Here is a 22,258-nt window from a genome sequence, read left to right on the forward strand (position 1 = left end):
TACATTAAGCAGTATAATAATTTTTACTCTTATTGTCCAAGTTCATTTAGGGGCTAAATAGTACTGAATACTTGAATGAGGGTCTGAAGCAATCACCGAAGATTTTGGTGTACTTGTACTATAGGGTTGGTTTAGTTAAAGTCCATTTATTGACAATGTATTTTAAACAGAGCTTGATTCCGCAAACTCTGTCTTTTTAATTAAATTTTTTTAATGATATGCTTAGGCAGCTGCTTAAAGGTACCGTCTTCATTATTTAAGTAACTCATGACTTGGTCAGGTGGAAAATAAATATTCTCAAAGCCAAGATTGGGATAGGTACTCCAGATACGGGCTAAACCACATGCATATAGTTCTTGTGACCATTCTTCAAAAACATCTCCAGAAGGCTGGTTGACCCAAACAACTCGTTCATTATCCGTTTCAATAGTCATATAACGAGGAGGGTAGATAGCTAATAGTTGCTTATAATTAATTTTGGCAAAAATCTCCTTTAACTGAATGGGATGAAGGGTATTATCTTTGTATTTATCAAAATACTCTTTGCCGAATTCTGATTGAACACCTGAATCCTCGATACATAGTATAAAGCCAATATCGTTCATTTTCATTCCAAAAACGGTAGATAAATAATTGTCGAAGTAATTAAAGTTTGATTCATCCCAATCCTCATCTCCATATTCATACATTTTAAAGATGAAGATTGAATAAGGTTTTATAGGGATGTATTTAGTAGGGTACCTAACACCTTGTAGTAACATATGTAATGTATAAAATTTTTCCATCATTTCTTCACTCATAATCGTTCCTGCCATCGGATCTCTTCGATCTAAATTGAGAGACAATTCTTTAAAGAACAGACCGTACAGAATTTTGGCAGCCCAGTAAAAGATTTTGTCTTGATCCAACTGTATAAATGAATCGTAACCGCCATCTACGGCTTTCGATAATTCAATTTCTAGTTGAGATAAATGCTCATTATTACAAGTATTGCAACAAGGTATTTTTAGCATTCGGTAAGGAATTCTCGTCCCATTTAATAATGTGATGGTTTGATTCCAAAGATTAAATTTGTGCTGTAGCCATACTGGAAAGATGTGTTCATCTGTGTTATTTGTGAGCTCCTCACCACATAAAAAGCAGTGGTTTTGGGAAAGGGGCATATCGATTAGAAATCACAACCTTTATATTTATATAATACATCTTCTCAATTTTACCATGGTTGACAAAATATCGTGGTGAAAAGCCCATTAAAAAAATCTCCAACTCGAATTGGTCCAGCAAGGAATAATTGCCATTACTATTGGAGGAAGGTTTAAATAAAATATTTTTCTAAACTGGTCTTTGTTGAGAAAGATAAAAATGAAATAAGAATGTCTTAGATTATGTACGTGTATTCTTCGATAGGACTGTTTTACACAATTTTTACATAGCCAAAACAAAACCTTATAGTATCTGGGCTTAGAGTGTTTTTTGCACATTGACCACCGATGTCGAACCGTGATATTAAATTAACAAAAACAGCATTGACAGGAAAAATCCAATGCTGTTTTTTGCCTCTTAAATCACTACGGTGAACCGTACCATAAGTAAGTGAGGTTCAAAAAAGAACTTATAAGTGGAGCACAATATTGCTTCACTTTTTTCTTGTTCTAAAGACTGACCATAAGAGCAAGAATGAACGCCTGCCCATGCTGCTTTTGTGTTTCCAACCCGACAACAATTTTACCGATTCCATTGTCCAGGTAGTGCCTGACAATGTGGCGGGTCGTTTTGTTCAGGAAATCGCGCAAAATGATATCAAAGGAACACTTGTTTGCCTAACAAACACCCATTCATCCCATGATTGAAGTCACGGGTGTTCTGGGCGCGTTAATAAAAAAACATCTGTTTTAAAAGATCATAAAGGCGGGCTATTGAGTGGCAACAAGTTGTATACTAAACCAAGTAAAGCTCAATTTCTCTCGATGAGAAATTGAGCTTTCAATATTTGGATAAATTAGGAATAATAGATTTCGTCCCTGATAAAGATGGTCTTTCCGTTCAATTCCCTATTGAAAGAGAAGGACATGGACATGATGTCAACAAATATTCAGCTTTTAAGCACCTGCTCCAGTAAATACTGGTTTACTGTCCGGTATGTTCGACTTATTAGGATACACAAAGAACATCGTCACCATTCAATTCACGGCAACAGCAACTGCCGCCTAAAAGTGTTAGCAGGATTAGGCTAGAATGAGTCTTTAAGAAACTGTCATGACATCAATTGACGAACGTTGCCTTGACGCGCCGGGATCTGATAAAATACCCTATCCAAACGGCACTGAATAGTATAGTAATCCAGTCGATTGCCGCTCCTGCAAACATGAGAGGCAGACTCAATAAAACGTCGATGGTATAAATGGCTATCATAAGCTTTGGCAAAATCATTTTCCGTTTAACCCATGTATATAGAGTGAATAGATAAAAGAAAACCAGAATGAAGTCCGTTATATATATAAATAAGTCGTAACCCCCTAAATGAGCCGGATTGAACGTTAAGATAACATACATAACTGTAACAAGATTGAATAGAATTGTAAGTGCCGGGATAATAAGCCATCCTGCTACGATGGCATAACGAAAATCAGTTTCAAATTGAGGCTGATTTCTTGCCGTTTCTTCAATCACAGATGCTTCCTCCTCCTTCTTTACAAAATAGTTTCAATTTTAATGTTTCAAGGATATTTTTTCAATGATTTAATGGGGATATCTACCAAACTTTTAAAACCAGGAATGGAACTCTGAATTTTCGGCACCTGGCAATAGTCCACTAATGGCAATCCGAGGTGTTAACTGACGGATGCAGAAGGACTTAAAATATGGAAATTAACCAGGAAAAATAGAGTTGGCTATAATAGTCAGTATATTAAAGAGGCAAAAAAATTCATTAATGAATATGGGTTTTTAATGGATCTTTACTTTCAAACTTTAGCTTTAGTTGGTACAGGGCATACCATTTATATAAGCACGTTCTCTTTCGAGCACCCGGCAGCCATAAAAATAGGACAAAGGAGTTACTCTCCCTTGTCCTATAAGTTTTAGTTTGGCTTTCTAGTACGCTTATTTTGTGTAGTTGTCGAAGTAGCCTTGAATAAAGACAATCGGTGTCCCTTTATCACCGCTGCCTGAAGTTAGATCGGACAGCGAACCGATTAGGTCTGTTAGTCTCCGAGGAGTAGTTCCTTGGGCTTCCATCGCTCCGACTAAGTCATCCTGTTTCTCATCAATGTATTTAGAGATGGCTTTTTTCAGTTCTTCACCTTTTAAGTCAGCAAATTGATTGTCAGCCAAGTACTTTAATTTAATTTCATTCGGTGTTCCTTCTAATCCAGCTGTATAAGCAGGGGAAACAACCGGATCTGCCAGCTCCCAGATCTTTCCTACAGGGTCTTTGAATGCACCATCACCATAAATCATAACCTCAACCGTTTTACCTGTCTTTTCTTTCAGGATTTCTTGAATGTTATCAACGACAGGCTGACAATTGCGAGGGAATAACTTTACACTATCTTCTGTTGCTTTATTGGAGCCTAATAAGCCATAGGCCTCATTGAAACCACTTCCGTCAATTGATTCAGAAAGAATATTATCGAGACTATAAATTTTTTCGCCGCCATTAGCCTTTAAAATTCTCTTCGTTCTTAATCTTGAATGAATATCACAACAAAGTACACTCTTTGTGTACTCTAAAATCGTCTTTGGATGATTGGAAAAGATTACTTCACATTCTACTCCATATTCTTCAACCAGGGATTTGTAATAATCAATATAATCTACGCCTGTGAAGGTATGTTTGTTGTAGCCAAAGTGCTCACGAAATTGCTTTTCTGTTAGAACGTCGGTCCAAGGGTTTATCCCTTTTTCATCAAGTGTATCTAAATCCACTAAATGATTGCCTACTTCATCAGAAGGATAGCTTAGCATTAACACGATTTTCTTGGCTCCTTTTGTGATACCGCGAAGACAAACAGCAAAGCGGTTACGGCTAAGGATAGGGAAAATCACACCGATTGTATCATCGCCGAATTTGGCTTGAACATCTTTGGCAATATGGTCAATGGTGGCATAGTTTCCTTGTGCACGTGCCACAACCGACTCCGTAACAGTTACAATATCTTTATTCTGAATTGTAAAGCCTTCAACTTCTGCTGCTTTTAATACGCTATCAACAACGATTTCTTCGATGCGATCTCCCTTATTGATGATGGGACAACGAAGTCCCCTGGCAACAGTTCCTACAACTCTTTCCACAATAATTCGCTCCTTCTTCGCAATCTAACTATATTCGATAAAAAGGGTCAATTTTTTTAAAAGTATCATACTAATACATTAACAATCCAAACAGTCTCCTCTTGTAATATACGGTTTTTAATGATATAAGTAAAGTTAATATATCTTATATTGGGTATAAGGAATGATTATATGGTGAGCAAATTGGATTTATATTATCTTTTTTATACTGTTGGTAAAAATAAAAGCTTTTCCAAAGCGGCAAAAGTGCTATATATGTCACAGCCGGCAATAAGTCAATCGATTGCACAATTGGAGAAGGAATTAGATACGAGGCTTTTTAATCGGCTATCTAAAGGTGTAACGCTAACCGATGAAGGAAATTTATTGTTTGAATACGTCAGTTCAGCTCTTCAATTTATACAAGCTGGTGAAGAAAAACTTTTGGAATTTAAAAATTTAATGATTGGTGAGTTTAAAATAGGGGTTAGCGATACTATTTCGCGGTATTTTTTACTTCCCTATTTAGAAACATTTCATAATCGATATCCGAATCTTAAATTCAAAATAGTCAATGGGACAACGTGGGAAATCATAGCTGCCTTAAAAGCGGGAGAAGTGAACATCGCCATCTGTAATCTTCCCATTGATGACAAGTCATTAGAAGTAAAGCCTTTACTGGAAATTCAGGATACCTTTGTATATGGCGAAAAATACCGAAAAGCATTATCTAAGCCGATCAAACTGGAAGAATTGGTTAAGTTCCCGCTCATTTTATTGGACAATTCCAATTCCCGGAGATATGTTGAAGAATTTTTCCTTACAAAAGGGATTAAAATCCAGCCGGAATTTGAGTTAGGTTCGCATGAACTTCTATTAGAATTTGCAAAGATTAATCTTGGTGTTGCTTGCGTTACAAAAGAATTCTCTGAACAGTTTTTGAGAAAAGGCTTGCTTCAGGAAGTGACCTTAATGGAACCTATACCTAAAAGAAGTATTGGCATATGTTATTTAAAAAATGTTCCTTTAAATAGAGCTGCGGAAAGGTTTGTTGACATTATTGAAGAAAATGTAAGAAATTTCTTTTAGCAATAAGTGTACGATTTAGTTAAATTTAGAAGACAAAAAAATAATATGAATCATCTTGAAAATATCATACAAACCACGGACTATAAGCCGGCGAAAGAATCCTCATTTAGATACATCACGGAGAACCGTACCATAAGTAAATGAGGTTTACTTTGATGGTAAAATTAGTGTTTAAAAAAGGAATATTTTAGAACTATGTAGAATTGTTACGTAGTATTGTATAATGCTTTATTTAACCAAAAGGGAGGTAATGGGTCTATGGTCAAACAACTGATCGTCGGCGACGCCATGCATGAATTGACCAATACGCGCCGCATTCTGGAACGCTTGCCCGAGGAACATATGGCATGGAAGCCACATGAGAAGTCGATAACACTTGGCGGGCTGGTACGCACCTAATTAACCTACTAAACTGGCAAGTCGAAATTTTTCAGTATCCGGAGTTCGATCTTTCGACCGTGCCGCTGCGGCGGGACGCTTTGGAAAGACGCGCAGACCTTCTCGATGAATTCGATGCGAATGTCAGCACGCTGGAAAAGCTGATCGCCGAATCTGACGAGGAAACACTCGGGGAGGAATGGACGTTGCGAAACGGCAACCATATTATCCGTCGAGAGCCGCGGGCAATTGCGCTCCGAACCTTCGAATTAAGCCACATGGTCCATTTATTTTTCTTCTCATTTATTATTTTTACAAAAGTGCCCCTAAAGGCTTCATCATCCATATTTACATCGTTTTGTTTCTATCTTATTGGCGCGACGGCTTCTATTAACAGCCAGTTATTAAATGGTAATATTTATGGTTTTTCACGTTTCGGGGGTGCATTTGATTATACAACTAGCCTAAGATGATATTGCCAAAATATAAAGAAAATGGATTGACAAATTTAAGAGTTCTATTAAACTAAAAATAGTTCTATCCTCAAATTTTCCCTAAATATTCCTTTTATATCAGCTACTCCGCGAGTCTTTATTTGTCTTATATTTTCTCCAATAATTGAGGTCACATTTACCACCTTTTTTCACCTCCATTAACAATCATTAATTTTAAAAATCCGTCCAAAGCTCAAATGAATAAATAATGAAGATGATGCATTCATGGCAACGGATATGTATGCATATAAATACCCATGTGGGAAATAGATAAAGACCTTTGAAGAGATCGCCAAAATTTGATAGTAGAAAAAATTGAGGAAAGAACGGTTTCCAAATTAGTTAAGGTTTATCCACTTTAAATGACGTATGGCTATTGTATAACCATTGGATAAAAGGAGGTGGATTCTATGGGATTTGAAGAAGAATACAGGGCCTTTTTGAATGCTCACTTACAAGCAAGAAGCGGTGAACGGTTGCGGCGCTTACAAGAAGGTCACAAACAGGCTGAAATGTTGTTTTTGAAGCAAGTGTGGTGGCCTTTATTTTACCATTTCCGATATCTTCATCCAGAATATGAAGTCAATGATTTCAAGGATGGCAAAAGGTATTTAGATTTTGCTTATATTCGTCCCGCCATCCGGATTTGCCTTGAGATCGATGGATATGGCCCTCATCTAAAGAACATAAGCAGATGGCAATTTTCTGACAACCTTGAACGTCAAAACCAATTGGTGATTGACGGATGGACCGTGATCCGATTTTCTTATGACCAAGTTAAAGAAAAGCCTCGTCGATGTCAACAGATTGTTCAGCAAGTGATTGGCCAATGGCTAGGTGATGAACTGGACCAGACATCTCTGTCTTTTGTCGAAAAGGAAGTGCTTCGGCTAGCGATTCGAAAAGGAGAAGCCATATCCCCTAAAGAAGTCGAGAAGCATTTAAATCTAAGTGACAAGACGGTCAAAAAAATACTTACTCAACTGGTCGATAAAAAGATGTTGATTCCCGCATCTGGGATCAAGAGGGTCCGCTCTTATCGGTTGGGGGATCAGGTTAAGCGCCCAATCAGATAAACAGACGGAAATATTCCGCCTAATTAGTAAATAAAATAAAAAATAGCTTAAATAGACGGAGAGATTCCGCCTATTGATTCAAAAACCGTGAAAATGGGGGATTTTACTTTGCATAATCGGAAAACCTCCCCTTATTTACCCCGAAAACGAGCTCCATTCTGCATCTAACCGAAAAATCTCCGCTTATTTTACTTTCGATGGTTACTTAATTAAGGACAAGAATTATTATTTAAATGGATGTGAGATGGACGGAGTTTTGAATATTTGAAAGGTACTTTAATTTTAGCATTCCTTTTGAAATCCAAGAGAACCTCATTTTGATGTGTCACGCTGAACCGTACCATAAGTAAATGAGGTTTTATAAAAGAACTTAGAAGTGGAGCACAGATATTGCTTCACTTTTTTCTTGTTCTAAAGATTGACCATAAGAGCAAGAATGAGGACGAAATGGAGGCAGATTACTTGTTAAAATGGGTCCAACAAACATTTGGAGGGAAATAAAATGAATAAGATTCAGGAATTCAATGAGCTGCATTTTTCAGAGGAACTATTATTTCTAGGAAACGCCTGGGATCTGCATTCTGCCTTTACGCTTGAAAAAGCAGGATTTAAAGCTATTGGTACAACCAGTTGGGGAATTGCTAATTCTCTAGGGTATGCAGATGGAGAGTTAATCGATTTTGACAGACACTTGGAAATAATAAGAACCATAACGGAGAATAAGAACAGTTATTCAGAATATGATTACCTTGGCATCGAAAATGGTCTATCACGGCAGACAGTGGAAATTGAAACTCTATGAGCATAATCGCTGGATGCCGGTATTCGAAAGGCTTTATTACGCCTTTTATTAAAACTGCATATTAAAACACATAGCCTTTAAAAAAATAGAAAGCCAAGGTTTATTTCAGTATGCCTTCAAAAGCGTTTCAAAGGCGGAAGCCGCATAAATTAATAGCTTTTGTTTTTTTGAACCACCTCTGGCCAAAAGGGGTAAGGCCAGTCTATTTTTTTAAAGCTTTTAACAAACTACGTCACGGATTCAGGTATACGGCAATAAAAACCATTACCTACTGGTACAAATCGCCGACATGCTGAGTTATACCTTAATGGCGCCAAGATCCTAAAGGACCTGAAAAAATCGGCAAAAGAAAAAGCCTCGGATCTGTTGGAAGCAATTCGTACCTGCATTTTAACAGCCGAGGAATTACACCAATTAGGAAAACCGATGCAAAGCAGGTTCACCTAATAGTTCTATTTTATCAAAGGATAAAAAGGTTGTGATGTTAAGGAAGAGGTTTAATAGCTATCCACAACTTTAAAGCCAAAAAGCATAAATTGGGTTCGTGTTGACTTTTTTCACAGAAAAGCCAACTGGTAAATTTTTACACCCATGGATAAGTATTTTTTCCTGTTTTAAGGACTAAAACACATAAATTTACTCCTAAAAGCTGAGGAAAGATAGGTTTTCTTGACATTTCACACATGGTGATGTAATATTCAAACAATGGAGATGGGGGGTGAAAAGATTCGATGAGGATAATACAAGATCGGAAATGTAAGCGTTATCATATCGGGTTAAAATGAACATTTCATTTTCTATTATCCTCGCATTTATAAATAGAAACCGGAGGGATATATCATGGAAGCATTTGAAGCATTTCTTGATAAGGCCGGGGGTATTGTTTGGGGGCCACCGCTATTAATTCTTCTCGTTGGGACAGGTATTTTTCTCACTTTCAGACTTGGCGCATTGCAAGTAGGGTTATTGCCTTACGCGTTAAAATTAGTTTTCTCCAGAAATCAAGATAAGAAATCAGAAGGAGACATTTCCCATTTCCAGGCACTTATGACAGCAATGGCCGCAACCGTTGGGGTGGGCAACATCGTTGGAGTTGCTACCGCCGTAGTGCTGGGTGGACCTGGGGCAGTCTTCTGGATGTGGCTGGCCGGATTTTTTGGAATGGCTACAAAGTATGGAGAGGCAATTTTGGCGGTAAAATACCGTGTCAAAGATTCCAAAGGTGAAATGGCTGGAGGGCCAATGTACTATCTTGAGCACGGTCTCAAACAAAAGTGGCTCGGCGTCCTCTTTGCTATTTTCGGTGCATTTGCAGCATTTGGGATCGGAAACGGAACCCAATCAAAAGCTGTTGCCGATGCCATGTCCAATACGTTCTCCATCCCCCACTGGGTATCAGGAATTGTTCTCGTTCTTTTTGCTGGATTGGTTATTCTTGGTGGAATTAAATGGATTGGACGAGTTACATCGTTCTTCGTTCCAATCATGGCTTTATTTTATTTAATTGGCGGGTTAATCATTATGCTATCCAATTTAACCCTTATTCCGGAAGCATTTGCTACTATTTTTAAATTTGCATTTACTGGTGAAGCAGCTGCTGGTGGTGCAATCGGTGCAGCTATTCGCTTTGGGATCGCTCGCGGATTGTTCTCAAACGAAGCGGGTCTCGGATCAGCGCCTATTGCCGCCGCTGCAGCAAGAACAGATATTCCTGGAAGGCAAGCATTAGTTTCCATGACTCAAGTATTGTTTGACACAATTGTTATTTGTTCCATCACAGGTGTAACAATTGTGATGTCCGGCCAATGGAAAGACACTTCTATCGAAGCAGGAGCATTAACTTCTGCCGCATGGGGAACGTTTCTTGGGGATATAGGACCAGTGCTCGTTTCTATTGGCATTATCTTCTTCGCGTCTTCGACTATTTTAGGTTGGGGTTATTACGGCGAGAAATGTTTCCAATACCTTATTGATAATCCAACTGCCGTTAAAATATATCGGGTCATCTTTGTCCTGTTTATCTTTGTTGGTGCAACCGCGAAACTCGATGTTGTTTGGGCGTTAGCAGATGTATTAAATGGTTTAATGGCTATCCCCAACTTAATCGGACTTCTTGGATTATCCGGAATCATTGTCCTTGAGACAAAGCGCTTGCGCAGTAAGATTAAAGAGGAGAGAAAGGAAGTAGCTTAAAAGAGAAAGGCCTGATGAAAGCAATGCTTGTGTTTCATCGGGCTTTTTATTTGTTTAGCGTATTATGTCAAGTACTTTTTTTACCATTTTGGGTATGGGAAATACACCTACCACTATTGGTTACCAAAAAATGGATTAGTAAGTATATAAGTTGAATTAAAAATTGTGCATAGTTAGAAAACCACCGTTGATTTCCGTTCCAGGCGGACGCTTTCCGCGGGCGTGGCTTGAACCTCCTCGGCCGCTTCGCGCCCTGCGGGGTCTCAAGGCTCACGTTCATCCCGCAGGAGTCGCCGCCTTCCACTTCAATCAACTAAGAACTGCTTAAACATTAAAAGTAAACTCAATCTATATAGCAACCGCATATATTATTTACTTATTTCGAATCACTAACAGGTATTTTCCATTAACAATCAGCAATACGGCCGCCATAAGGATAATGGAGAAAGTCTGCGAATTTTCCTCTATAACGGAGTATACAGTAGATAATGTAATAGCAACGATAAGGCCAATATTTAATAGGCTTTGTGATTTATATAATCCATCTAGAATGACATGCTTTTCACCATCGTCTGCAGCGTCAAGTACTTTTTGGGCATAATCAGGGTCAGAAGTACTTGGGATATTACGCTCCGGATATACTTGTTGCATTAAATGCCCCATGTAATGGATTAAGAAATAGGTAATGATGAGTAAGCATAATGATGCAATGGCCATGATTAACCTTTGAGTTGTAAGAATGCTTAAACTAAGTGCAAGAATAGAAAAAACTAAGCTGGAATTTGCATATAAAGAATAATCGGCAAACATCTTATACTTTCTTTCTTCGACTTCATCTTCTTCATTACCGCTAAAGGTTTGTTTGTTTAATGATTTAATCTTTTGAAACCGTATAATACTCATAGTTATCAGGATGACAGAGATTGCAATTAAGCTAATTACTGTTATTTCTCCAGCAAATTTGATCTCAGAAAAGTTCATCAAAGCATACACGACAAAAAAACCAACAAATCCACTAATAAAAAGCTTAAATCCAGATTTCATTTATAACTCCTCCTCCTCAAATTGAAATACATTTTCAACAGGCTCATTAAAAATACGTGCAATTCGAACGGCGATAAGTAGTGAAGGCATATACTCTTCACGTTCAATCAAGCTTATCGTTTGTCTGGACACCTTTGCGAGCTTTGCAAGCTGAGTTTGGTTATATCCTTCACGCGCCCGAAGCTCCTTTAAGCGGCTTTTCAAATTACATCACCTTCAGTCATTTTCATCTTATTGTATACGATGATATTCATTTTGACAATGATATTTGTCAAAAGTAAAACGATCATTGTCAAAAGACTGAGAGATGTTGCGTTGAAGAGCTAAAAGGAATTTCAATGGGATAAGGAATTCTACATAATAATGGTTAAGAGCGAAGCACTTGAGTTGTTTTAATAATTCCTTATTAAAGAAACAGGGGTTTTTCTTCAATAAAAAATCAAATCACAGGGGAATATATTCAATGGAAATGTTTAAAACTTTAAAGCACTCCCGCCAAGTCAGCAGGAGTGCCCATTTTCCATTTTTTATAAGCATGAAAACTGAGAAAATAATCTCGTCCAGGTTCATTCGTGTCCTTTTTATTTCGGTCCATGCTGATTGTCCCTGCGTCCACATTAGTTTTTTCACCAATCCATGAAAAGGAGCCGGAAAAAATAGCCTGCCCAACACCTAAAAATTCGGATGTTAAGCAGACTAATAGATATTTCCATGTATTTTCTATTTCAGTTCACAAGCATTTTACCACTGACCATTGAAAAACGTCAGGTTGCACCTTGTGTCCTATTCAATCCATTTCTTATGCAGCTTGTCAAATTCGCCATTCAATTTCATTTCGTCGATCCACAGATTGACAAAGTTGTGGAAATCATCTTCCCCTTGCCGCATTAAATAACCCATTTGACTATGAGTCAGTGTATTTTTCTCAAAAGCAGAAAATAGCCGTTTGTCTTCTTTTGCATAGATGATCGCTTCAATATTGTCCGTGATCATCACGTCAAACTGTCCTTCCGCCACCTTTTTCGGGATATCCAGATTATTTTCAACTACCGTTACTTCCGCCTTCTTTAAATGAGTCTGGACAAATTTTTCGTTGGTCCCTCCCGGATTTACCCCCACTTTCACATCAGGCTGATTTAAGTCGTCAATGGAGGTATATTTCTTCTTATCCTCTGCCCTGATAATGGCTCCCTTTCCGAAATCAAGGTAGGGATTTGAAAGGTTGGCTGTTTTTTGGCGCTCCAGTGTTCGAGTGATTCCGCCCATCCCAATATCAAACTTATCGGCAATCAAATCGTCCATCAGCGCCGGCCAAGTCGTTTCAACAAATTCAACTTTAACCCCTAGGTCCTCAGCCAGCTTTTTTGCAGCATCAATATCATACCCCTCATATTCTTTCGTTTCGGGATTAAGATAGGTAAATGGTTTGTAATCTCCGGTTGTCCCGACTCTTAAAACCCCTTCGTCCAATATTTTATTCAGTTGGGTCGCCTGCTTTTCTGTTTCCGTATTATTTGCTTTTCCAGCTGTTTCTGTTTCGGTATTCGGACTGCATGCTCCGAGCAAAAGGACAAGCATTAACAGTCCAAGAAAAAAGCTGATCTTCTTCATTTAATTTCCTCCATTCAGCAAACTTTCTTTTTATGAAAGGATAATTTTTTAAAAATATAACATATTTGGTCTATTCGGTAAATGAAGGAAAGGAAGGGGAAATTGGGTAATCCATAAACAGCACTTTTTAGTCGAACTATGCCACAAGCTGGTGTCTACTACTTGTTTGTATTTATTTCTCATTGGTGTTAACTGCTCAAAGAATATTTTTCTTCATTTTACACACCATATCTTTAGCGGAGGTGAAAAAAGTGGGAAAAGATAATAAGAAGGGTAATAACTTCCAAAACAACGATACCCCTCAAGATGCAATAATGAATAAGGTCAATCAAACTTTTGATGAAATGGTACATGATGTAAAGAATTTAATTGATGAAAATGACAGGGAAAGTAACAAATAATCTTAACGCCAGAAATGGCGTTTTTCTCGATTTTTTAGATTACCTTTAGAACTTTACAGTAGAGAATAACGGGAAAGAATAACAAGCTTTAGCTGAACCGTACCATAAAGGCCTGTTTTTCATACTCACCGGGCAAATCTGCGCAAGGAAGAAAATAGGATGAGAGGTTACCTGTTTATTTGCAATAACATGCCAACAGAAATGCCAATCATAACCTCTCTGCGTACCCATACCAACAACTTCGCAAGTCACTCTAACTTTTTCTTTTATTCACGGTTTGATTATATTTCTTTAACAATTGCCCGAATGTTATACATTCTTCGTCAGACCATCCTTCAAGCACATTTGTAAGCCTGTCAATCTGTCTTTGTTTATTTTCATTTAATTCTTTTGTTCCAAGGTCCGTGATTCGGTAGAAATAAGCCCTGCCATCCCTGGGGTTGGGCATTTTGTCCACATAACCCTTTTCAACAAGTGCTGCAGCTTGTCTGCTGACCGTGGACATATCTAAATGTAATTGATCCGCCAATGTTTTTACGCCAGCTGGTCCATGGGTAGATAATTGACGTAATATCACAAAGGCGGAGCGATCTAGTCTTCCGTTTCTTCTCTCGGACGTGATGATTCTTCGGATGAAATCCATGACTTCATTTTCAATCACTTCTATTGCTTGTCTGCGCAACATAAACACCTCACACAAAATGATAACCGACCCGGAATATTTGTCAATTCACCAAGGAAAGCTTGACGATTATTAAAATTAATTGTATCATACAATTATATAGTTGTAATATACAATCATTTATTTGCGGAAATTTTTAACCATGAGGAGGGTAAGTATGAAAGCTCATGAAATAATGATCAGCAATGTTTATAAAGTGAAAGAAACAGATAATATACGTTCCGTTATTAAGAAGTTTATTGAGTACCATATAAGCGGTGTTCCAGTAGTTAACAACAAGAATGAAATCGTCGCCTATATAAGTGACGGGGATATTATGCGATACATCGGAAAGCATAAGGATATTTTTATCGATTCTATTTATACAGTTTTCATCATTAAAGGCGACACAGAGGATTTTGATGAACGGATTAAAAAAATACTGGATTTAAACGTTTTGGAAATTGCAAAAAGAAAAGTGGCAAAAGTTGATGCAGATACAGAAATAGAAGACGTTGCAGCGATTTTAGGGAAAAAACGAATAAAGAAATTGCCGGTGGAAAAAGACGGTGTACTTGTTGGAATTATTAGCCGCGGGGATGTTATCCGCCATACTTTTAAGTCAATTCTTTGATAAAGGAATTTATATAGCAGCAATATAATTTAATAAAAGTAAGGAGAAATTGTATGTCATCTTTGTCAAACACAGGAATGTCCATAGAGAAGGAACCAGGGCTTCTTTCTCAACCTAAGGCCGTTTGGGCGGTCTTTTTTGCGTCTATTATTGCGTTTATGGGCCTTGGTCTTGTCGATCCTATTTTACCCGCCATTTCAAGTCAATTGAATGCATCAAAAAGTGAAACGACGCTCCTTTTCACAAGCTATAATGCCGTTATGGCGGTTGCCATGCTTGTGACAGGTGCACTGACATCACGTATTGGAATGAAGAAAACATTACTTGCAGGGATTGTGATCATCGCAGTATTCTCTGCATTGGGCGGAGCGTCAAATGGCATCTGGGAACTGGTTGGCTTACGGGGCGGCTGGGGACTGGGCAATGCATAATTTGTTGCGACCGCGTTAACGGCAATCGTCACACTGTCCGAAGGTGGAAATGCAAAAGCAATCATTTTATATGAGGCAGCCATTGGACTTGGTATTTCAGTGGGGCCGCTAATCGGCGGCTGGTTGGGGGCCATGTCTTGGAGAGGCCCGTTTTATGGCGTTGCTGCATTGATGGTCATCGCGTTTATTGCACTAGTTTTTTTAATGCCAAAAAACCCTGACTCCGATCATATAACAATAGAGAAAAAGAAGACATCTTTACTAGATCCATTTCGGGGGCTGAAACACCGTTCACTATTGGTATTCGGTATTGCAGCAGCTTTATATAACTTTGGATTTTTCACTTTGCTGGCATTCGCGCCATTTATTTTAGGGTTGGATGAGCACGGACTCGGATTTGTATTTCTTGGCTGGGGATTGTTGCTGGCGGTCACTTCTGTGATCATGGCACCAAAACTTCAACACCGTTTTGGAACCATTAAATCCATGTTTGCCATGTTGCTTTTATTTGCCTTGTTGCTGCTTGCAATGGGTATTTGGACGTCCACACAATGGCTAGTCATTACGGCAGTTATTGTCGCAGGTGCACTGCTCGGGAACAACAACACGCTAATTACGACAGCGGTTATGAACGCGAGCCCTGTTGACCGTTCAACTGCATCGGCGGCATACAGTTTCCTCCGTTTTATTGGAGGAGCCATTGCACCGTTCCTGGCAGGGAAGCTTTCTGAAGTTTATAACTCAAGTGTTCCGTTCATTGTAGGGGGAGTATTTGTGCTTCTATCCGTATTGTTTATGTGGTTGAACACGAAGCATATAAGCCATGTGGATGAAGTGGAAGTTGCGCATTAAAAAAGTAAATAGCGAAAGCAGATCTGTCTGCTTAGTAATCCTGCCATGGGATGCCTATCTCAAATCCAACAGCCGTACAGCTGGTCCTGTACGGCTGTTGGATTTATTATGACGAAAGCGGTATCACTTTGTTCATACCCAAAATATGCTATTTTAGATGCATGAGGATTCATTAAGGCTGGTCCTTTTTATTCTGTTTTTTTCACTTGCGCATAAAGGCCGCTAAATGTATAGTAATTCTATAAGATTAATACGAAAAGGGCTATCAGGAGTGAGAATGTTGATTCAACTGGAAAACATTTCTAAGATATATAGACGCAATGGTAAGGAGACACAAGCTTTAAAGAATGTCAGTCTGCATGTGAACAAAGGAGATATATTCGGAGTGATCGGCTTTAGTGGTGCCGGCAAAAGTACTTTGGTACGTATGGTCAACTTTCTGGAACGTCCGACTTCGGGCAGTGTCCTGATAGATGGGAAAGATTTAAATTCCTTTTCGCCTAAAGAGCTTAGACAAGCACAGAAAGATATAGGAATGATATTCCAGCACTTTAACTTGCTGAATTCCAAAACGATTTACCATAATGTTGCACTTCCGCTCGTTCTCGCTAAAGAAAAAAAGCAAGTGATTAAGGACAGGGTAATGGAGTTGCTTCGCTTTGTAGGCCTCGAAGACAAAGCCCTCAACTATCCTAATGAGCTATCCGGCGGTCAAAAGCAGCGTATTGGAATCGCTCGTGCACTGGCCACAAACCCATCAATACTTTTATGTGATGAAGCGACGTCTGCTCTCGATCCCCAGACGACAGACTCTATATTGAAGTTGTTGCAAAGGATCAATCAGGAATACAACATCACTATCATGATTATTACCCATGAAATGAGCATTATCCAAAAAATATGTAATCGTGTTGCTGTAATGGAGAATGGGGAGATCATTGAAGAAGGGGACGTTCTTGATGTATTTGGAAACCCGCAGCAAAGAGCAACAAGGAACTTTGTCCGCACAGTTATTCCGGATGAAGTGCCTGAAAGTGCCTTATCGAACTTTAGCCGTACGCCTGGCAGCCGTCTGTTCAAGTTGAAATTTAATGAAACAGCTAACCTTGCCATAAATCATGTCATCCGCCATCTTGATGTAACCGTCAATTTCATTTATGCCACAATGAACGAAATCAAGGATAATTCAGTCGGATATATGATTATACAATTAGTGGGAAATAGCACAGATGTGGACAAAGCGGCCGACTATCTGCAAAAAGAAGAAATCAAAGCAAAGGAGCTGTTTGACTGATGCTTTCCACTGCTGTTACTTTCGATCAATTTCTGCAAGCGATGATCGATACATTTTATATGGTCGGGTTTTCCTTGCTGATTGGATCGATCATTGGCCTGCCGTTGGGAATATTACTTGTTGTTACACGTCCGGGCGGCATCATTGAGAATAAAGTTTTCTATAACATTGTCAACCCAGTGATCAATGCGTTCCGGTCGCTGCCCTTTATTATTTTACTTGTAGCCATCATCCCATTTACGCGGCTGATTGTCCACACATCCATCGGAACGGCTGCGGCAATCGTACCGCTCATCATTTATGTTTCGCCATTCATTGCCCGGTTGGTAGAAAATTCTATACTAGAAGTCGATGATGGTATCATTGAGGCCGCCAGATCAATGGGGGCTTCTCCGATGCAGACGATTTGGCATTTTTTGCTGCCGGAAGCATTAGGCTCACTTATTTTAAGCTTAACCACTGCAACGATCAGCTTGCTGAGTGCAACTGCCATGGCCGGGGCGGTTGGCGGAGGGGGAATCGGGGATTTGGCCATCAGTTATGGTTATGAAAGATTCGACTCAACCATCATGCTCATCACAGTCATCGTATTGATTATTCTAGTCCAGCTGATGCAGTCTATCGGCAACTGGCTGGCGGCGAAAGTGCGCAGAGAGGGCTGATCCCATGACCGCGGATACTTCTTCGGTAGCCAACTGGCAACTCACCTTTTATAATTCCGGTAAAGCTGGAACTAAAGAAATCCGCCATTAGAGGCGGATTTCTTTAGTTCTATCTAATTTCTTCCGGGATAAACCAATAATCGTCTTTGTTATGCTCTTTCATATACGCTTTAAATTCATCGGATTCATAGGCTGCTTTTACAGCTTTTGCCCAATTTGTATCTTTATTTTTCTCGTCAACCACCGCAACCAGTTCCAAATCCTTCAGAATATCTTCTTGCAGCAACGTTGTCGAAGCATCCAAGCCTGAAGAATATACAATGCTGCCGGGAATGACTCCGTAATCTAAGTCATTCATAGCTCTTGGAATTTGTGCAGAATCCATTTCTCGAATTTCCAAGTTATACTTATTTTCCTCAATATCATTCTTCGTAGCCTTTACTAATTCTACGCCGTCCTTCAGTTTAATAAGCTCAGCTTTTTGAAGAAGTGCATAGGCCCTTGCCGCGTTGGACGGATCTTTTGGTATACCGATCACATCACCTTCCGCGACATCGTCAAGTGACGTCTTTCTGCCGGGAAAAATACCTGCCGGCACGGTAGGGATCGGGGTAAGCTTAGTTAAGTGTGCCCCTTTTTCCTTATTGAAGTTCTCATAATAAGCTGTATGCTGATCTACGTTCAAATCAATGGAGCCTTCATCCAATGCGATATCCGCTTGTAATAGTTCTGTAAAATCAGTCAGATCCACTTTGTAGCCCTCATCCTCTAGGATAGGTTGGATGGCATCCTTGAATAATTCACTATAGGGGCCTGGTGAAGTCCCGACCTTTATGGTCTGCTTGTCCTTTCCTCCCTCATTTGCTTTATCCGAGCCGCATGCAGCCAGAAAAAGGGTGAAAAGGGTGAATATGGTCAATAACTTTAAACCTTTCATATTAGCCTCTCCTCTTTTGTACTTTAAAACATAGTTATCAGCTAAGTTTTATGTGAATTATGTATATAGTAACTTGCCCCTCAATAAAAGTCAATGCGAAAGAACCTCCAACTCCTTAGGAGCATTTTCCTATTTACTGGAATTTCGTTATAATGATGATAGAGACGTTTAAGGAGGTATACCATCGGGATGGGGAATAGCAATTTCCAATTTCTTTCCGGCAAGTGGGCCATCTTGGCCAACCTGGGTGAAACGGCGGAAAGAAACGTCTTTATAGATCCAAACACTACATTGATGAAACTTCGCGTTTTTGCAGAGACGTTAACCAAATATGTATTGGCATATGAGGAAATAAAAGAAACATATGATACAAAACAAACGGATCGCATCCATGCTTTGAGAGCAGATGATCTGATCACCAAGGAACTGGAAGAGATTCTCGATACGATCAGAAGAAAAGGCAATAAGGCGATGCACGAGGGGTATGGATACCAGAAAGAAGCGGAAATTTTGCTGCATATGGCTTTCAGACTTGCTGTCTGGTTCATGCAGGTGTACGGCGATTGGGATTTCAAAGAGCCGGAGTATCAGAACCCGGTTCCGGTTCAAACAGTTGATCAGAGAGAACTGGAAAAACTTTCGACGGCCTACGAAGAAAAGGTCCGAAATCTGGAAAACGAGCTGGAACGCCTTCGCCAGGAACAGCTCTACGTGTCTGATCAAGAAAAGCTTCAGCGGAAAAAAGATGCCAAAAAATACGGCAGCGATCTTAACCTGACAGAAGAGGAGACGCGAGCAAAAATCGATGAGCAGCTCCGCTCGGCGGGATGGGAAGCCGATACGGAAGAACTGCGTTATTCTAAGGGGACCCGCCCTGAAAAGGGCAGGAATCTTGCGATTGCGGAATGGCCTCTAAATCAGGGTTTCGCAGATTATGCGTTATTTGCCGGCTTGGAGTTCGTCGGCATCGTTGAGGCGAAAAGACAAAGCAAAAACATCCCATCTGATATAGAGCAGGCGAAAAACTATGCGCGTCTGGTTGAAAAGAAGGATGGAGAAATCATTCATCAGCCATATGGGGATTACTTCGTTCCATTTTTATTTGCAACCAACGGAAGGCCTTACCATAAACAGGTGGAAGAAAAGTCAGGCATTTGGTTTCTTGATGCCAGAAAGGCGACGAATCATCCGCGTCCGTTGGAGGGATGGTACACGCCGCAAGGTTTGAAAGAATTATTGAAGCAGGATATTGGCCAGTCCAATCAAAAACTTCAGGACGAACCCCTTGATTATTTGAATTTGCGCTCCTACCAGGAAGATGCTATTAAGGCAGTGGAGCGTGCCCTTGAAAATGGAAAGCGGGAGATCTTGCTCGCAATGGCAACAGGGACGGGGAAAACGAGGATGGCCATCGGATTGATTTACCGCTTGGTCAAGCACAGCCGGTTTAAACGGGTTCTGTTCTTGGTGGACCGGACGGCACTCGGTGAACAGGCGGAAGCTGCGTTCAAAGATTCAAAGCTGGAAAACTACCAATCTTTTACACAAATATTTAACTTGCAATCTTTAAAAGACACTAATCCTGAACCTGAAACGAAAGTGCAGATTGCCACTGTGCAGGGAATGCTGAAAAGGCTGTATTATGCCGAAGATGGCAACAAACCGACTGTCGACCAGTATGACTGTATCGTCGTGGACGAGGCGCACAGGGGGTACACGCTGGACAAAGAAATGTCCGAAGTGGAAATGCTGTTCAGGGATCACAAGGAATATGTCAGCAAATACCGCCAGGTGCTGGACTATTTCGATGCGGTAAAAGTTGGGCTGACAGCGACGCCTGCGTTACATACAACAGAAATTTTCGGAACGCCTGTTTTTACTTACTCTTACCGCGAGGCGGTTGTCGACGGCTGGCTGATCGACCATGAGCCTCCCTATCAATTTGAGACGGTGCTGAAGAAAAACGGAATTCGCTGGGCTGTCGGCGAGTCGGTGGATGTCTATAATACGCTGACGGGTGAGGTCGAAACGGAACTGCTGGAAGATGAAGTCAATATTGATGTGACGAATTTCAATAAAAAAGTGATCACCGAAAATTTCAACCGGGCAATTTTGGCGGAGCTGGCCAATTATATTGACCCTGCCAGCCTTGGCAAAACACTTATTTTTGCGGCAACGGACGATCATGCCGATATGGTGGTGCGGATATTAAAAGAAGAGCTGGAAAATGTCCACGGCCCGATTGAGGACAATGCCGTGATGAAAATTACCGGGTCGGTCAAAGATCCATCCCAGGCTATTAAATTATTTAAAAATGAGCGGCTTCCGAATATTGTCGTCACAGTTGATCTTCTGACAACAGGCATAGACGTGCCGGAGATTACGAATCTAGTCTTTATCAGGCGCGTGCGTTCGCGGATCCTTTATGAACAGATGCTGGGCCGTGCGACAAGGCGTGCTGATGATATCGGGAAGGATCACTTTTCCATTTATGATGCGGTTGGCATTTATGAATCATTGAAGCCGTACACCACAATGAAGCCGGTCGTGAAAAATCCAAAGGTGACGGTCCGGCAATTGGTTGAGGAGCTGGAACAGCTTGATGGCAAGACTAAGGCGCAGCATAAGGACGAGCTGATCGCAAAAGTGCAGCGCAGAAAGCAGCGCTGGCAGGAAAAGGATCATGAAGATTTCAAGGTGCTGTCAGGCGGCCAAACGATCGATGAATTTATCCATTGGATAAAACAGGCCGATGCCGGAGAGGTAGTGGAAAAATTTAATTCCAACCAAAACCTTCTTCAATATTTGGATGAAAATCGGGGAAGGCCGGTTCTTCAGTATATTTCCACCCATGAGGATAAGGTTGAAGCTGTCACCCGCGGGTATGGGAACGCAGACAAGCCGGAGGATTACCTGCATAGCTTCCAGAAGTTTATAAAAGATAATATAAACTTAATCCCCGCCCTGAATGTCGTTTGTACGCGCCCGAATGAGCTGACGCGCAATCAATTAAGGGAACTGAAAATCACTTTGGACCAAAAAGGTTTTACGGAGAAAGGCTTGCAGACCGCGTGGCGCGATGCAAAAAACGAAGAAATCGCAGCGGATATTATCGGGTTTATCCGGCAGCAGGCATTGGGTGACCCGCTTATCGATCATGAAGAACGGATCAAAAATGCCATGAAGAAAATTTATAGCATGAAAGCTTGGCCGAAGGTACAGAAAGCGTGGCTTGAGCGGATTGAAAAGCAGTTGCTGAAAGAATCCGTATTGGGGCCTGACCCGGAGCAGGCTTTTAATGTCGAACCGTTCAAAAGCCGCGGCGGATACAAGCAGCTGAACAAGATTTTTGACGGAGAATTGGACAGTATTGTAAATAGAATCAACTCATCCTTATACGTTAGTGATGAAAAGGAGCAGGCATAAA

16 protein-coding genes and 3 pseudogenes are annotated in these 22,258 nt (G+C 40.2%); 11 read left to right on the forward strand and 8 right to left on the reverse strand.

Features of this window, described 5'->3' with window-relative positions; all coding sequences use genetic code 11:
• Positions 1 to 200: 200 nt before the first annotated feature.
• The 3 genes from FS666_RS09880 to FS666_RS09890 all read right to left on the reverse strand — a co-directional run bounded on the left by FS666_RS09880 (position 201) and on the right by FS666_RS09890 (position 4,293).
• Positions 201 to 1,013: a hypothetical protein gene (locus FS666_RS09880; protein ID WP_144460710.1), complete on the reverse strand. Its 813-nt coding sequence runs from the start codon at positions 1,011 to 1,013 to the stop codon at positions 201 to 203.
• 1,249 nt (positions 1,014 to 2,262) lie between these two features.
• A complete protein-coding gene (locus FS666_RS09885; protein WP_144460711.1) occupies positions 2,263 to 2,670 on the reverse strand; it encodes a DUF2569 family protein in 408 nt (135 codons plus the stop codon).
• Between the two features lie 432 nt (positions 2,671 to 3,102).
• Positions 3,103 to 4,293 (reverse strand): coenzyme F420-0:L-glutamate ligase, encoded by a 1,191-nt coding sequence (locus FS666_RS09890; RefSeq protein WP_144460712.1) that lies wholly within the window; start codon positions 4,291 to 4,293, stop codon positions 3,103 to 3,105.
• 171 nt (positions 4,294 to 4,464) lie between these two features.
• Between FS666_RS09890 and FS666_RS09895 the strand changes: the two genes are divergently transcribed.
• The 5 genes and pseudogenes from FS666_RS09895 to FS666_RS09925 all read left to right on the forward strand — a co-directional run bounded on the left by FS666_RS09895 (position 4,465) and on the right by FS666_RS09925 (position 10,304).
• A complete protein-coding gene (locus FS666_RS09895) occupies positions 4,465 to 5,361 on the forward strand; it encodes a LysR family transcriptional regulator (RefSeq protein ID WP_144460713.1) in 897 nt (298 codons plus the stop codon).
• 258 nt (positions 5,362 to 5,619) lie between these two features.
• A pseudogene (locus tag FS666_RS09900) lies at positions 5,620 to 6,026 on the forward strand (DinB family protein); the annotation flags it as partial.
• A gap of 617 nt (positions 6,027 to 6,643) precedes the next feature.
• Positions 6,644 to 7,309, forward strand: a complete 666-nt coding sequence (locus FS666_RS09905) for a BlaI/MecI/CopY family transcriptional regulator (RefSeq protein WP_144460714.1) — start codon at positions 6,644 to 6,646, stop codon at positions 7,307 to 7,309.
• A 502-nt stretch (positions 7,310 to 7,811) separates the two neighbouring features.
• Positions 7,812 to 8,030: pseudogene (locus tag FS666_RS09910) on the forward strand (isocitrate lyase/phosphoenolpyruvate mutase family protein); the annotation flags it as partial.
• A gap of 921 nt (positions 8,031 to 8,951) precedes the next feature.
• On the forward strand, positions 8,952 to 10,304 hold the full coding sequence (locus tag FS666_RS09925) for an alanine/glycine:cation symporter family protein (protein WP_144460715.1): 1,353 nt from the start codon (positions 8,952 to 8,954) through the stop codon (positions 10,302 to 10,304).
• Positions 10,305 to 10,676: 372 nt separating this feature from the next.
• Here FS666_RS09925 and FS666_RS09930 read toward each other — a convergent pair whose 3' ends face one another.
• The 3 genes from FS666_RS09930 to FS666_RS09940 form a co-directional block, all read right to left on the reverse strand.
• Positions 10,677 to 11,348, reverse strand: a complete 672-nt coding sequence (locus FS666_RS09930) for a DUF3169 family protein (RefSeq protein WP_144460716.1) — start codon at positions 11,346 to 11,348, stop codon at positions 10,677 to 10,679.
• A complete protein-coding gene (locus tag FS666_RS09935; protein WP_018708163.1) occupies positions 11,349 to 11,552 on the reverse strand; it encodes a helix-turn-helix transcriptional regulator in 204 nt (67 codons plus the stop codon).
• Between the two features lie 579 nt (positions 11,553 to 12,131).
• Positions 12,132 to 12,959 (reverse strand): transporter substrate-binding domain-containing protein, encoded by an 828-nt coding sequence (locus tag FS666_RS09940; protein ID WP_144460717.1) that lies wholly within the window; start codon positions 12,957 to 12,959, stop codon positions 12,132 to 12,134.
• 251 nt (positions 12,960 to 13,210) lie between these two features.
• Here FS666_RS09940 and FS666_RS19795 point away from each other — a divergent pair, with 251 nt between their 5' ends.
• Positions 13,211 to 13,360 (forward strand): hypothetical protein, encoded by a 150-nt coding sequence (locus FS666_RS19795; protein ID WP_164876349.1) that lies wholly within the window; start codon positions 13,211 to 13,213, stop codon positions 13,358 to 13,360.
• Positions 13,361 to 13,613: 253 nt separating this feature from the next.
• On the opposite strand, the gene FS666_RS09945 is transcribed toward FS666_RS19795, so the two are convergent.
• A complete protein-coding gene (locus FS666_RS09945; protein WP_313957116.1) occupies positions 13,614 to 14,045 on the reverse strand; it encodes a MarR family winged helix-turn-helix transcriptional regulator in 432 nt (143 codons plus the stop codon).
• A gap of 154 nt (positions 14,046 to 14,199) precedes the next feature.
• Here FS666_RS09945 and FS666_RS09950 point away from each other — a divergent pair, with 154 nt between their 5' ends.
• The 4 genes and pseudogenes from FS666_RS09950 (at position 14,200) to FS666_RS09965 (ending at position 17,894) form a co-directional block, all read left to right on the forward strand.
• On the forward strand, positions 14,200 to 14,655 hold the full coding sequence (locus FS666_RS09950; RefSeq protein ID WP_120073593.1) for a CBS domain-containing protein: 456 nt from the start codon (positions 14,200 to 14,202) through the stop codon (positions 14,653 to 14,655).
• A 53-nt stretch (positions 14,656 to 14,708) separates the two neighbouring features.
• Positions 14,709 to 15,938 (forward strand): annotated as a pseudogene (locus FS666_RS09955) (MFS transporter).
• A 280-nt stretch (positions 15,939 to 16,218) separates the two neighbouring features.
• Complete coding sequence (locus tag FS666_RS09960; protein ID WP_144460765.1) at positions 16,219 to 17,232, forward strand: methionine ABC transporter ATP-binding protein; 1,014 nt, start codon at positions 16,219 to 16,221, stop codon at positions 17,230 to 17,232.
• Complete coding sequence (locus tag FS666_RS09965) at positions 17,232 to 17,894, forward strand: methionine ABC transporter permease (RefSeq protein WP_120071566.1); 663 nt, start codon at positions 17,232 to 17,234, stop codon at positions 17,892 to 17,894. The genes FS666_RS09960 and FS666_RS09965 overlap by 1 nt, the downstream gene beginning before the upstream one ends.
• 109 nt (positions 17,895 to 18,003) lie before the next feature.
• Here the strand turns inward: FS666_RS09965 and FS666_RS09970 are convergent, their stop codons facing one another.
• Entirely contained in the window at positions 18,004 to 18,831 is an 828-nt protein-coding gene (locus tag FS666_RS09970; RefSeq protein WP_144460718.1) for a MetQ/NlpA family ABC transporter substrate-binding protein, read from the reverse strand.
• 189 nt (positions 18,832 to 19,020) lie between these two features.
• Here FS666_RS09970 and hsdR point away from each other — a divergent pair, with 189 nt between their 5' ends.
• A complete protein-coding gene (hsdR, locus tag FS666_RS09975) occupies positions 19,021 to 22,257 on the forward strand; it encodes a type I restriction-modification system endonuclease (protein ID WP_144460719.1) in 3,237 nt (1,078 codons plus the stop codon).
• Position 22,258 lies beyond the last annotated feature (1 nt).

The sequence above is a fragment of the Siminovitchia fortis genome, assembly GCF_007681465.1.
Classification (GTDB): Bacteria; Bacillota; Bacilli; order Bacillales; family Bacillaceae_C; genus Siminovitchia; species Siminovitchia fortis.